Origin of the sequence: Paenibacillus sp. cl123 (genome assembly GCF_900101595.1) — a bacterium.
Taxonomy (GTDB): domain Bacteria; phylum Bacillota; class Bacilli; order Paenibacillales; family NBRC-103111; genus Paenibacillus_G.
The window spans coordinates 243633-257990 of the sequence record NZ_FMYY01000005.1; the positions used below are offsets into that span (position 1 = coordinate 243633).

Annotated in this window: 10 protein-coding genes; 9 read left to right on the forward strand and 1 reads right to left on the reverse strand. The window is 56.3% G+C overall.

The genetic code is table 11. From position 1 onward, the window contains the following. The first annotated feature begins 102 nt into the window (after positions 1-102). Positions 103-1470, forward strand: coding sequence for an MATE family efflux transporter (locus BLR08_RS11755; RefSeq protein ID WP_072329323.1), 1368 nt, complete (start codon positions 103-105; stop codon positions 1468-1470). Between the two features lie 209 nt (positions 1471-1679). On the opposite strand, the gene BLR08_RS11760 is transcribed toward BLR08_RS11755, so the two are convergent. Beyond that, entirely contained in the window at positions 1680-3443 is a 1764-nt protein-coding gene (locus tag BLR08_RS11760) for an alpha-glycosidase (RefSeq protein ID WP_072329469.1), read from the reverse strand. A 274-nt stretch (positions 3444-3717) separates the two neighbouring features. Here BLR08_RS11760 and BLR08_RS11765 point away from each other — a divergent pair, with 274 nt between their 5' ends. From BLR08_RS11765 to BLR08_RS11800, 8 genes are all read left to right on the forward strand, one after another. Then, positions 3718-4539 carry a PfkB family carbohydrate kinase gene (locus BLR08_RS11765; protein WP_072329322.1) on the forward strand — a complete coding sequence of 274 codons (822 nt, stop codon included), beginning with the start codon at positions 3718-3720 and terminating at the stop codon, positions 4537-4539. Between the two features lie 216 nt (positions 4540-4755). Further along, complete coding sequence (locus BLR08_RS11770) at positions 4756-5760, forward strand: SIS domain-containing protein (RefSeq protein ID WP_072329321.1); 1005 nt, start codon at positions 4756-4758, stop codon at positions 5758-5760. A gap of 324 nt (positions 5761-6084) precedes the next feature. Continuing rightward, positions 6085-6816 carry a GntR family transcriptional regulator gene (locus BLR08_RS11775; RefSeq protein ID WP_072329320.1) on the forward strand — a complete coding sequence of 244 codons (732 nt, stop codon included), beginning with the start codon at positions 6085-6087 and terminating at the stop codon, positions 6814-6816. A gap of 251 nt (positions 6817-7067) precedes the next feature. Further along, positions 7068-9146: a hydantoinase/oxoprolinase family protein gene (locus tag BLR08_RS11780; RefSeq protein ID WP_072329319.1), complete on the forward strand. Its 2079-nt coding sequence runs from the start codon at positions 7068-7070 to the stop codon at positions 9144-9146. Next, positions 9143-10888, forward strand: a complete 1746-nt coding sequence (locus BLR08_RS11785) for a hydantoinase B/oxoprolinase family protein (protein ID WP_072329318.1) — start codon at positions 9143-9145, stop codon at positions 10886-10888. The genes BLR08_RS11780 and BLR08_RS11785 overlap by 4 nt, the downstream gene beginning before the upstream one ends. A 462-nt stretch (positions 10889-11350) precedes the next feature. After that, on the forward strand, positions 11351-12343 hold the full coding sequence (locus BLR08_RS11790) for an ABC transporter ATP-binding protein (protein WP_072329317.1): 993 nt from the start codon (positions 11351-11353) through the stop codon (positions 12341-12343). Beyond that, a complete protein-coding gene (locus BLR08_RS11795) occupies positions 12340-13368 on the forward strand; it encodes an ABC transporter ATP-binding protein (protein ID WP_083536909.1) in 1029 nt (342 codons plus the stop codon). The genes BLR08_RS11790 and BLR08_RS11795 overlap by 4 nt, the downstream gene beginning before the upstream one ends. An 11-nt stretch (positions 13369-13379) precedes the next feature. After that, a complete protein-coding gene (locus tag BLR08_RS11800; RefSeq protein ID WP_072329315.1) occupies positions 13380-14324 on the forward strand; it encodes an ABC transporter permease in 945 nt (314 codons plus the stop codon). Positions 14325-14358 lie beyond the last annotated feature (34 nt).

Genomic DNA, 14358 nt, shown 5'->3' on the forward strand with positions numbered 1-14358 from the left:
TTATGAGGCGCATCATGCTGCTTGCGTCCGTAACAACCCCGTATTCTCCCGTCCAGGAGATACGGGGTTTTTGCAATTACCGCGGCATTTTAGGAGGTATACATGTTGAAGGATGGCAAAAAGTTAACCTTGGCTGCGCTCACTTGGCCCATTTTCGTGGAAATGCTGCTTTCCATGCTGATGGGCAACGCGGATACGCTGATGCTCAGTCACTATTCGGACGGGGCGGTTGCCGCGGTAGGCGTGGCCAATCAGGTCCTGTTTCTGGTGAATCTGATGTTCGGGGTTGTGGCAGCCGGGACGAGTGTGGTTATTTCGCAATATTTGGGGTCCGGTCGAAATCAAGAGGCGGGATTGATCGGCCTGACGGCTATGGCGCTCAACCTTGCGTTTGGCCTGCTGCTCGCCGCCCTTCTGCTCGCTTCGGGAGCGCATGTGTTTCGTTTAATGGGGATTCCGGCCGAGCTGACGGATTCCGCTTGGACGTATTTGAAGCTGGTAGGGGGCTTCTGTTTCCTGGAAGCCGTCCGTCTTACGCTAGCCACGATCCTGCGCAGCTACGGCTACACCTCCAATACGATGTACGTGGCCGTCGGCATGAATTTGCTGCACCTGATCGGCAATTATTTGTTTCTGTACGGCCCCTTCGGCCTGCCGGTGCTCGGCATCGAAGGAATAGCGCTGTCGACCAACGTCTCCCGTCTGATCGGAATCGGCATATTGCTACTTCTGCTCTACCGCAAGGTAAAATACCGGTTCGTCTCCGAGGGCTGGTGGTCGGCGCAAAAGAACTACGTGAAGCAGCTGCTGCGGATCGGGGTTCCGACGGCCGGAGAAAGCTTCTTCTCCACGCTCGCCCAGATGGCGATTACCTCATTCGTTGCGATCGCGGGGGCGGACGCGTTGACCGCCAAAATTTATGCGCAAAACATCGGCATGTTCAATATGCTGTTTACGCTCTCCATGGCGATCGGCACGGAAATTCTGCTCGGCCGGATGGTGGGCGCGGGCCGGTTCGATGAAGCGTACGCGCGGGGCATGCGCAGCGTGCGTCTTGCTGTGATTGTAACTGTCGGTGCGGCTGCCGTGATGGCTGCCGGCTCTCGTCCTCTGCTCGGCCTATTCACGGACAACGCATCGATCCTGTCGCTGGGCTTCCAGGTGCTGCTGCTCGGCATCCTGCTAGAACCGGGCCGAGCGGTCAATCTGGTCCTGATCAACGCGCTGCGGGCAGCCGGGGATGCCAAGGTGCCGATGTATCTCGGAGTTGGCTCCATGTGGCTCATCTGTATTCCGCTCGCGTATATACTGGGCGTGTACGGCAAGCTGGGCCTGCTCGGTGTCGTAATCGCCTTCGTCGTGGATGAATGGACAAGGGGGGCGTTGTTCTACTGGCGGTGGAGAACGCGCGCCTGGGAGCGGATGAGAATCGTCGGAGAGGTGGAGGAAGGAAAAGCGGTGCCGTTTTAACCGGAAGAGCACAGCAGGCGCCTAATCCCGCTGCCCATATGATAAACCGAAGATGCCCTGGAGCATTCCCAGGTGCGGGGGCGCTCCCCGAATCGATAGAGAAACGCAGGAGAAGTATGAGGCGAGGCCTCTGCTTCTCCTGCGTTTCTTACTGCATTTTTTAAATTTCCTCTTGCGCTTCTTTCGGCGGCGCTTTTTCTTATCCCGCTCTAAACTGCGTCCGCGGGGGCGGCCGCAGCCTGCAGGATAGCGAAGCCGTGGGCCGGAAGCTCAACGCGCAGGTGGCCGTCCTCGGCAGCCAGCATGCCGCTGGACCAGAGGTCGGTCCAGCGATCCGTATCCGCCGGAACGCTGATCACCGCGTTCTTCGAGTCGGCGTTGAAGAGGATGAGCAGCCTCTCGCTCCCCGCAGCTCGTTCGATGACGAGCTGATGCCCGCCGGGCCGGGCCGCCAGGAAGCGGAGACTGCCGGAACGCAGCGCCTCGTGGCTGAGACGAAGCCGGATGATACGCTGGAAGAAGGCAAACAGCTCGCGGTCCTGCTCACCGGTATCCCAGATCATGCATCTGCGGCAATCCGGGTCGCCGTCGCCGGCCATTCCGACTTCATCGCCGTAATAGACGCAGGGAGCGCCGGGGAAGACGAACTGCAGCACAGTGGCCAGCTTCATCATCCGCTTGTCTTCGCCGCAAACGGTCAGCAGGCGGGGCGTATCGTGGCTACCCAGCAGGTTGAAGGTCGCTTCGTGAACCTGCCAGGGGTAACTGGCCAGCTGGGCGCCGACCGTATTCGCGAAGCCGGCGGCGTCGAGCTTTCCCTTGGCGGCAAAGTCCAGCACGGCGCCGGAGAAGGGGTAGTTCATGACGGCATCGAACTGGTCTCCCTGCAGCCACAGCATGGAATCATGCCAGATCTCTCCAAGCAAATAAGCATCCGGCTTAAGAGCCTTCACGCGATCGCGCAGCAGTCTCCAGAAGCGATGATCCACCTCATTGGCTACATCGAGTCTCCAGCCGTCGATGCCCACCTCCTTGATCCAATACTCGGCTACGTCCAGAAGATAAGCCTGAACGTCGGGGTTCTCCGTATTCAGCTTCGGCATGGTCGTATCGAAGGCGAACGTATCGAAGGTAGGAATGCCGTCCTTCAGTCCGACCGGAAACTCCCGGATATGGAACCAGTCGGCATAGACGGAAGCCGCCCCTTTCTCCACGACGTCCACGAAGGGAGCGAACGAGCTCCCGCTGTGATTGAATACCGCATCCAGCAGCACGCGAATGCCCCGTTCATGACAGGCCTCTACGAGCCGCTTCAACGTATCGTTTGTGCCGAAGTGCGGATCGACCTTCCTGTAGTCCGTCGTATCGTACTTATGGTTGGTCTCCGCTTCGAACAGCGGGTTGAAGTAGATGGCGTTAATGCCGAGGTCCGACAAGTGGTCCAAGCGGTCGATAACGCCCTGCAAATCTCCGCCGAAATAATTGGTCGGTGTCGGCTCGCCGCCCCACGGCCTAACATCTGCGGGATCATTCGCCGGGTCCCCGTTCGCGAAGCGTTCCGGGAAGATCTGATAGAACACGGCATCCTTCACCCAGGCCGGCGGAGTAAATACATCTGCCGGATTGATGAAAGGAAACTCGAACATTCCTGTGGAATCCGCCGGTTCCTCGCGGTAAAACCCAGCCTCGGTCATCCAGATTTGTTCGGTTCCGCTCTGCAGATGGAAGGCATACCTCAGACGGCGAAAAGGGGGCTTCAGCTCCGCCTGCCAGTAGTCGAACAGCGAGTCGCTGGCAAACTTGATCATCGGGGTATACGCCGATGATTTCTCCCAGATATATTTGTCTCCTGCGAACAGGCGCACCTGCTCCACATTGTCCCTTTTGGTCCTCACACGGATATGAAGGGTGTCCCGGTCGTAGGCGTACGACCAGTTTTGCTTGGCTCGATGATAGACGGCTTCCAGTACAATGGCCATGAATAAACCTCCTATAAGATGGGGAATAGGCATGAAAAAAAGGCACAGCCGCGGAAAATTCCCGAGGTTGTACCTTTCGGTAGCATTGCCTTTATATTAGCTCTACTATAGCAAGAGATTGGCAAAATTGTAAACTGTTTTTTTCGCAGGCATGGTTATCCCCAACAACGCCGAATAGTAGGAAAAGATGACGATTGACCAAGTGACATATCTTATTATATTATGACGATATAATACATTACAATATAATGCCTGGAGGACAAACCGGATGAAGCTAATCGGCATTGGCGACAACGTGGTTGATTATTATAGGGATCAAGGGTTGATGTACCCCGGAGGCAATGCGCTCAACGTAGCGGTTTCGGCGAAGAGAAACGGGGCGGAGGCATGCGCGTACCTGGGCATCGCAGGCGACGACAGGGCCGGAGATCATATCTTGTCATGCTTGCGGAAGGAGGGAATCGACGCGTCGCGGGTAAGGCGGGTTTATGGTCCAAGCGGCGAGGCGGTCGTCGAGCTGAATGCGGACGGGGATCGGATTTTTGTTGGCACGAATCGGGACGTACGCGTGTCGTCGCTGCTTGCGCTGCGGCTGTCGGTGCAGGACATCGCGTATATCGACGGCTTCGACGTCGTACATACAAGCGTCAACAGTGATTTGGAGCATGAACTGCCCAAGCTGTCCCACAAAGCCGTATCGTTTGATTTCTCCACTCCCAAAAGGTGGACGCCCGACTATTTACGGCAGGTGTGTCCGCACCTGACCTACGCCTTTTTTTCAGGGAGCGACTTGTCTCCTACGGAAATTCGCCGGCTGATCGAGGAGGTTCATATGTTCGGCGTAAAGGTGGTGGGGGTTACGCGAGGGCCGGAGCCGGCTATATTTTCCGAATACGGAGAGCTGTGCAAGCAAACGCCGCTGCCTGCGGATATTGTGGATACGATGGGGGCCGGGGATTCGTTCATCGGCGGCTTTCTGGCGGCTTATCATGACCGCCGGGACATGGCTTCCGCGCTGGAGCAAGCGGCTCGGTCCGCTGCTCAAACATGCGGCGGATACGGCGCGTTCGGTTACGGCGTGTGCAAATAAGCGAGCAAGGCATTGCGGGGAACGTGCGCGATGTCTTTTTTGTCCGGAACAATATGCTCATTGGGATGAAAAACAGCTTGCGGCATCGTTACGGAGTGAAAAATAGCTGCGGGCAGGCGGGATTGGAAAATACGTATTGACATCCTTTTTTAGTAATGATATAAAATATAATATAACAACATAATACAACACAAAATGAATTGGGAGGATTTTAAAATGACTGAAACAGCACTTTATGAGCAGGCAGGCGTCCAGCTGGAGCGAATTTTCGAAGCGTTTCGCGCTAGACCGATCAATCGCGTTTTTCTCGTTGCTTGCGGCGGCTCGTCGGCATTGATGTATCCGAGCAAATATTTTTTGGACCGCGAATCGAAAACCGTAACGGCTGAAGTGTTCAGCTCCAACGAATTCATTCACCGCAATCCGCAGTCGCTCGGAGAGCAATCGCTTGTTATCCTGTGCTCCCATAAAGGAAAAACCCCGGAAACGACGGAAGCGGCCAAGTTTGCGAAAAGCAAGGGTGCCTTGGTCGTATCGCTGATGTACGTGGAAACCGCGCCGCTTGCCGATGAGTCGGATTTCACGGTAAACTACAGCTGGATTTCTGCCGGCAACATGGAGCCTCATCCGGAAGTTATGAACTACGCGATCCTGTACCGCTTGTCGATGGGTCTGCTGTATGTGAAAGAAGGCAACACGAAATACGAGAAGCTGCTGAGCAGCCTGAACAACCTCGGCGCCGTCTTCGAGCGTCTGATGAAACGGTACGAGGAGCCGGCCAAAGCCTACGCCGAGGCGGTCAAGGACGAGACGATCATTTATACGATGGCAAGCGGCTCGAATTACGGCATGGCGTATTCCTTTGCGATTTGCATTCTGATGGAGATGCAGTGGATCCATTCCCATGCCATCCATGCGGGTGAATTTTTCCACGGGCCGTTCGAAATCCTGGATAAAAACGTGCCGTTTATTTTGCTGAAGGGACTGGATGAAACGCGTCCGCTGGAGGAGCGCGCGCACACCTTCCTGAAGCAGTATGGCGAAAAGCTGCTCGTCATTGATGCGGAAACGTTCGATATGTCCGGCATTGACGACGAGGTAAAAGGATATATTGCGCCGCTTGCGATCAATTTCGTCCTTCGCATGCATGCGCTTGCGCTATCCAAGGCTAGAAACCACCCGCTGGAAACAAGACGTTATATGTTCAAGGTGCCTTATTAAAAAATAGGATCAGGCGCAGCGGAGAAACGAATTTCCGCTGCGCTATTTTGTTTTTCGGCATGCGCGGCCCCGGTCCATGCATGGGACTGTGGAGAGCGGCGCGCTGGCGGGGGCTGGTATCGCACTAGTTCTTTGGGATAGCAGGAGTTAGGGGATCGTGCCAATCCGGGGTTGCTCGGATGAGGGACGATTTTTCTTCGTTCGGGCCAAGATGAATTTTGACAATGGATATAGTATGATTTATGATGTTATAAAGAAAAATGGCCGGATTTTACGATCGTTAGTCAATCGTTTATATTATAGGCACGGAAGGACGTCTATCCCATGAAATTGAACAATTCCAGCGAAAAGCCGCTCTACGTTCAGCTTAAGCAGGTGATCAAGGAGGATATCAACCGCGGCAAATACGCGCCGGGCGAGCAGCTTCCACCGGAAGCGATTCTCTGCGAAATGTACGGAGTCAGCCGGATTACGGCACGCAGGGCGATTTCGGACATGGTCGAGGAGGGCATTCTTCACCGGCAGCAGGGCAAGGGGACATTCGTCAAGGCGAGCAAGATGAAGCGGGAGCTGATTTCGGTGGGCGGCTTCTCGGAGATGACGACAGCCTCGAACAAAACGCCAAGCTCGCAAATATTGTCCAGCACGATCGTTCCCGCGGACGAGGAGCTGGCGGATGTGTTTCGCATATCCGAGGCATCTCCTGTGCTGCGCCTTCACCGGCTGCTGTATATCGATAACGAGCCGTTTATTATCGAGACCTCGTATTACCCGCTGGACCGGTTTCCCGATCTGGAAAAGCATATCGGCGAGTCGGCCTCCACCTACACGATTTTAAAAAACAGGTATCAAACGGACGTTACCGCTTCGGAGAAAACGCTGGACGTCATTTTTGCGACGGCGGAGGAAGCCGCCCTGTTTCGCTGCGACGCGGGTACCCCGCTGTATGCGATTGTGAAGAAGTCGCTGGATTCGAAGCGCACCATCGTGCATATGTCCAGGTCGCTGTTCATGACGAGCAAGGTGACGTTTACGATCAACGGGCAAAAGGAATAACGTATAGGCGGTTAGGCTGGCGATGTGCCGCTTCGGACGAAATAAGGTAAAATGCCGGCTCAGGAATTAGGCCCTCTTTTCACATCGGTGAGAAGAGGGTTTTTGTTGTATTTTTTTTCGATGAAATGAGGATGATATTCCATTGCTTTTACGAGGCTGAAAGCTATAATTTTATATAACAACATAATACAACATAACGTTAGATTTAACCCCAATCAGCACTTGGCTAACAGCACAAGGAGGAAAAGCATATGCGTTATATGATTGGAGTCGACGTTGGGGGAACGTTCACCGACGTAACGATGGTAGACACGCACAGCGGCGATATTGTGAATCATAAAGTTCCGTCTACGCCGGCGGACCCCTCCCGGGCGATCATGACCGGGATCGAGCAGATTTTGGAGCTGAACGGCGTTCCGGTCGGCGAAGTGCTTTATTTGGCTCACGGCACGACAGTGGCGACGAATTCGCTGATCGAACGAAAGGGAGCGCTTACAGGTCTGCTTGTTACCGAGGGCTTCCGCGATCTGCTTGAGATCGGCCGGCAAACGAGGCCAAGCCTGTATGATTTTTTTAAAGAGAAGCCTGCGCCCGTTATTCCCGGCCATTTGAGGCTGGAGGTTGAAGAGCGCTTGTATGCCGATGGAAGCAAACGCAAGGCGCTTAACAAGGAAAGCCTGCATGCGGCCATCGAGCAGCTGAAGCGAGACGGCGTGCAGTCGGTCGCCGTTTGCTTCCTGTTCTCTTATCTGAACCCGGAGCATGAGAAGGAGGCTGTCGAAGAAATTCGCCGCTTGTTCCCGGAGGCTTACGTTTCCGCTTCCCACCAGGTCGTGCCGGAATTCCGCGAATACGCGCGGTTAAGCACGACGGCGATCAACGCTTACCTTGGACCGGTTATGCAGCGATATATGGAAAACTTTCAGAATTCGGTACGCTCGGCGGGCATTCCTGTAGACCCTTACATCACGCAATCGAACGGGGGCATTATTTCGATTCAGGAATCGGTATCGAACCCGGTTCGTACGGCCGTTTCCGGGCCTGCGGCAGGCGTTGTCGCGGCGGCGCATCTGGCGGAGCTTACCGGCTACCGGAACATGATTACATTCGATATGGGCGGCACGTCCGCTGACTTCTGCCTGATCGAAAACGGCGAGCCTAAGGTATCGATGGAGCGCGAGATCGAGGGCTTCCCGGCGCGCATCCCTATGCTGGACATTCATGCCTGCGGCGCGGGCGGCGGTTCGATCGCATGGCTTGACGCGGGAGGCGCGCTCAAGGTAGGTCCGGAAAGCGCGGGCTCGACGCCTGGTCCGGCCGCTTACGGCAGAGGAGGCACGCGGCCTACCGTAACCGACGCCAATACCATTCTCGGACGGCTGAACCCCGACGGCATTTTGGGCGGCCGGATGACGATGGACGTCGAGGCGTCGAAGCGCGTCGTGCAAGAGCATATTTGCGATCATACGAATTTGTCGCTGATGGATGCGACGATGGGAATATTGTCTGTCGTTAATGCCAACATGACGCGGGCGATCCGGCTGATCTCGGTGGAAAAGGGCTACGATCCGCGCGAGTTCACGCTCGTTTCGTTTGGGGGCGGAGGCGGCTTGCATTGCGGTGCGCTCGCTCGTGAGCTTGGTATTCCGCGTATTTTGGTGCCTCCGTCACCGGGAACGTTCTGTTCGCTTGGTTTGCTTGTTACCGATATTCGCTCCGACTACGTGCGTTCGTCGCTGCAGCTCGCCCAGGATACGGCCGGCTTAAGCGTAGTCCGCGAGCTGTTCGCGGACATGGAGCGTGAAGGCTCCGCGATGCTGGAGAAGGAAGGCGTGTCCGAAGAAAACCGCCGCTATGCGCTTGGCCTGGACATGCGTTTCAAGGGACAAAACTACGAGCTGACGATTCCGGTCGACCGCTCGGAACTGACAGCGGAAGGCATTCCTGCAGTCATCGAACGCTTCCACCAGCAGCATGAGAAAAATTACGGCTATTCGAACCGCTCCGGTATTATCGAGTTTGTCAATTACCGTGTGACGGCTTTGGGCGAGCTGCCTAAGGCCACATTAAACCGGGGGCCGGAGGCGGGCGATCGCAAGCTTGCGCCCGCTTCGTACCGGGAAGTATATTTTGCGGAGACGGATGAGCCGGGCTTTTACCAGACCGCCATTTACAGCCGCAGCGAGCTCGCACCGGGCGACAAGCTTGCCGGGCCGGCGATTATCGAGCAGATGGATTCGACGATCCTGATCTTGCCCGGCCAGACGGCGGTTGTGGATGCTTACCGCAACTTGGTCATAACTACGTTCGGAGAGGTGGAGCAACGATGAAAAAAATCGATGCGATTACTCTTGAAATCATAGGCAACTTGCTGCTTTCCGTAGCGGAGGAAATGGGCGTAACTTTGGTAAAAACGGCTTATTCCACGAATATCAAGGAACGCAAGGACTGTTCGACGGCGTTGTTCGACGCTAAGGGCAGCATGATCGCACAGGCCGAATATGTGCCGATGCATCTCGGTTCCATGCTTGGCGTCGTGACTGAGGTTTTGAAAAAGTTTCCGCTCGATTCGCTTCGTCCCGGCGACATGTTTATCACGAACGATCCGTATGCGGGCGGAGGCACTCACCTTCCGGATATTACGATGGTGTCCCCCGTCTTCATAGACAACAGGCTCGTTGCGTTCGTAGCGAATATCGCGCACCATTCGGATATCGGCGGCATGGTGCCGGGCAGCGTGTCGGCGAATTCGGACAACATCTATCAGGAGGGCCTGCGCATTCCGCTTGGCCGCATCTGCCGAGGCGGGGAGCTGGTGCAGGAAACGTACGATTATATCGTGCTTAACACGCGTACGCCGGTGGAACGGGCCGGAGACCTCGACGCCCAGATCGCCTCGAATATCGCCGGGGCCAAACGGATGGCGGAGGTTGTGGGCAAATACGGTCCCGATCTGTTCGCCGAGTGTACGGACGCGCTGCTCGATTATGCCGAGGATCTGATGAGGGCCGGTATTCGCACCCTGCCGAACGGCACGTACACGTTCGAGGATTATTTGGACGATGCCGGGGCAAATTCCGATACGCCGATTCCGATCCGTGCGGCCGTGACGATCGAGGACGGTACGGCCAAGGTTGATTTCACCGGTACAAGTCCGCAGGTGCCAGGTCCGCTGAACATGACGTATTCGGGTTTGCTGACGACGGCGTTTTACTGCTTCAAGGCGGTGGCCGGCCAATCGATTTTTGCCAACCAGGGCATATACCGGGCGCTGGAGGTGACCGCTCCCGAAGGGTCGATCGTTAACTGCAGGCTGCCTGTTCCCGTGGGACAGCGGATCGATACGGCGCAGCGCGTCGTCGACGTTATTCTCGGGGCGCTTGCCCAGGTCGCTCCGGAGCGGGTGCTTGCCGCGTGCAACAGCGTAGTGACATCCGCCATCTTCTCCGGAACAAACCCGAAGACGGATCAATATTTCGTTTATCTGGAAACGATCGCGGGAGGCTCGGGGGCGCATAGTCAGGGAGACGGACTCAGCGGCGTTCAAGTGCATATGACCAATACGTCAAACCTGCCGGTTGAGGCGCTGGAGCGCGAATATCCGGTGCTCGTCGAGCGCTATCAGCTTCGCCGTGATTCCGGCGGGGCAGGGAAGCATCGCGGCGGACTTGGCATTCAGCGCGACTTCCGGATTTTGAACGACGGCTTAAGTTATACGGGGCTTGGCGACCGTCACAAATTCGCCCCATGGGGTCTTGCCGGAGGCAAGGCGGGCAGCCCAGGCAGCTTCTGGGCTTCGCATAACGGCGAGGAGCCGGTCCGGCTCGGATCCAAAATTTCCGGCGTGACGCTGAACCGCGAGGATCTGGTGCGCGTATGCTCGCCGGGCTCCGGCGGCTACGGCAATCCGTTCGAGCGGCCTGCCCGCACGGTGCTTGCCGACGTGCTGGAGGGCAAGGTGTCCGTCGAGTCGGCGCGCGACGACTATGGCGTCGTTGTGCAGGCGTCGGAGCAAGGGCTGCGGATTGACGAGGACGCCACGGAGCAATTGCGGACGTCTGCGCGGACCTAGACAAGGGGAACGGAGCGGAACGAATACAAAGGCGGAGCAGCCTTGTGCGATAGGCACGCTGCTCCGTCTTTTTTGCGTTTGGCGGGAGCAGCCGGGCTGCCGAATCGCGTAACCTGCCCGCCGAAATCGGGGATAGCGGGTAACGCGCCTAGCTTAAACATGATCGCATAGGGCTTGGGGCATTTCGTTCAAAAATACAGGAAAATCGAAAAAACGTCCAACTCTCCATGCGGCCCGGGCGGGAAATTACGCTTGAAATACGATCGGCGTCCAAAGTGCGTACGATTTTACAAGGAAAACGGACAACAGTACATGGGATGAAATATGACATAATATTATAATAAAGAACATGGGATTAAAGATTTATGTAAAGTTCATGTCAGAATAATACTAGGGTCGTAACTGGAACGAAGCCCTTCCGGGTACGGTTTAGTCTAAACGGAAAAGGGTGGTGTACGGTTTATGGAGCAGGATCTGTTGGTCATCAAAGACTTGTGCACGCAGTTCAAGACGGATCGAGGCGTGTTTCCCGCCGTAAGCGGTCTGGACATAACAATTCGCAAGGGAGAAATTTTATGCATTGTTGGCGAAAGCGGGAGCGGCAAGACCGTAGCCTCGCTTTCACTGATGCAGCTGCTCCCTTCCTCCGGAAGCATCGCGTCCGGGCAAATCCGGTTTGAGGGCACGGATCTGCTGAAGCTGAAGAAAAAGGAAATTGGCCAAATTCGCGGCAAGTCGATCGCGATGATATTCCAGGACCCGATGGTGGCGCTGGATCCGGTGTTCACCTGCGGCAGCCAAATCGTCGAGGCGATCCGGATTCATGACAAACGCAGCTATGCCGCGGCGCGCGAGAGAACGCTGGAGCTGCTGAAGCTTGTCGGTATCGCGCATCCGGAGCGAGTGTTCGACGCTTATCCGCATGAGCTGTCGGGCGGAATGTGCCAGCGCATTATGATCGCCATGGCGCTTTCCTGCAACCCGAAGCTGCTGATCGCCGATGAGCCGACGACGGCGCTCGACGTCACGGTGCAGGCGCAAATTCTCGAGCTGCTGAAGCGAATTCGCGACGAGCTGGGGATGAGCATCATGCTCATTACGCATGATCTGGGTGTGGTTGCGGAAATGGCCGACCGGGTAGCCGTTATGTACGCCGGCAAAATCATGGAGGTCGGGGATGCCAGGACCGTGTTCAAACAGCCTCAGCATCCCTACACACAGGGGCTGCTGAAGTCGATCCCGCACCTCGATCGCGAAGGCGAGCGGCTGTACAGCATAAGCGGCTCGGTTCCGAGCATCAGCGCGATGCCGGAGGGGTGCCGATTCGCCCCGCGCTGCCCGCATGCTGCGGAGCTATGCCGCAGGCGGGAGCCGCAGATGATTGCCGGCGACGGAGGCTGCTTCGTCCGCTGCTGGATGCTCGATCAAGCATGGGAAGAGGAGGAGGCAGGATGACAGAGAAGCTGCTTGAGGTCAAGCATGTTAAAAAATATTTTCCGTTAAGCAAGTCGGCGTTCAGCAAAAACCGCGGCTTCGTCAAGGCGGTGGACGACGTGAGCTTTGACGTATACAAGGGCGAAACCTTTGGCCTTGTCGGTGAGTCGGGCTGCGGCAAAAGCACCTTATCCCGCGTGATTATGCGGCTCACCGACGCGGATGAAGGCGAGATGAGCTTCGACGGCATCGATCTGCTGCGATTAAAGGGCGGGGCGCTGAGGAAAAAGCGCAAAGATTTTCAGATGGTATTCCAAAAGCCGTTTGAATCGCTCAACCCGAGAATGACTGTCGGTCAGATTATCGGCGCGCCATTCGATATCCACGGCGTCTTGGCGGGCGCAGAGAAGACGAAGCGTGTGGCCGAGCTGCTGGAGCTGGTCGGGCTAAGCTCGCAATATGTAAACCGGTACCCGCATGAATTTTCCGGGGGGCAGCGGCAGCGCATCGGAATCGCCAGAGCGATTGCGCTTAATCCGAAGCTCGTCGTTTGCGACGAGGCCGTGTCCGCGCTGGACGTATCCATACAGTCGCAAATATTGAACCTGCTGGACGAGCTGCAGAAGGAGCTTGGTCTTACTTATTTGTTTATCTCGCACAATTTGGCAGTAGTCAAGCATATGAGCGACCGGATCGCCGTTATGTATCTCGGCAAAATCGTAGAGATCGCGGACGCGGAGGATTTGTATGCCGGCGCTCTTCATCCCTATACGCGGGCGCTGCTGTCGGCCATCCCGCTGGCCGATCCGGACGCGAAGAAAAACCGCATCGTCCTGACCGGCGACGTGCCGAGTCCGGTGAATCCGCCCGCGGGCTGCCGCTTTTGCACAAGATGTCAGGACGCGATGCCGATATGCAGCGAGACGGCCCCGGAATTTATCCGGGTAAACGAGCGTCACGCGGTAGCCTGTCATTTATACGCCGACGCGGACGGCGCTGCGGGTTCCACAGCCGGTAAATCTGATGTCCAGGCTTCGGCCGGTTAGGAGGTGGCGTGATGGTGCGTTTTTTAGGTGGAAAGCTGTACATGATGCTGCTTCAGGTCATCGTCGTGGCGACGCTCGTATTTTCTCTCGTGCATCTGATGCCGGGCGATCCGGCAGCGCTGGTGCTGGGCACCGAACGCGGCGGCGATGCCGCGGCGCTTGCGGAAATGCGGCATATGCTCGGACTCGACCGTCCCCTGCTTCAGCAATATTTGGATTGGGTCGGCAATTTTGTGCGGCTCGATATGGGGAAATCCCTATTCGATCAAACGCCGGTGACCGAATATATCGCCCAGCGCCTTCCGAATACGATAGAGCTTGCGCTCGTGTCCATTATACTGGCCGCTTTGATCGGCGTGCCGCTTGGCATTATCGCGGCCTTGAAGCGTCAAAGCGCGGTCGATCTGATCTTGTCCTCGATCTCGGCGCTCGGCGTGTCGTTTCCCGTTTACGTGCTCGGCGCCTTCCTGATCCTGCTGTTCAGCTTTAAGCTGCAGCTGTTTCCGGCCAGCGGTTTTGTCGCTTTTTCCGAGGACCCGGTAAGGCATATCCAGCGTATGGCGCTGCCGGCGATTACGCTGGCGCTCGGACTTGCCGCTTCGATTGCGAGAATGACGCGTTCCTCCATGCTGGAGACGCTGAACAAGGATTATATCCAAACGCATAAGGCCAAGGGATTGCCCTACGGCTCGATTATTTTTAAGCATGCTTTGCGCAACGCGATCATTCCGGTCGTAACGATTATCGGGCTGCAGCTGGGCAATCTGATCGGCGGTACGGTGCTGATCGAATATTTGTTCAACTGGCCCGGGATGAGCACGCTGCTCGTCAAGTCGATATCCAATCGCGATTATCCGTTAATCCAGGGCTGTATCGTCGTTATGGCAACGTTTTTCATCCTGGTCAACATGCTGGTAGACGTCTTGTACGGGCTTATGGACCCGCGCGTGCGCTAGTCCTAAGGCCGACGACGCAAAGGAGCTGCAACCA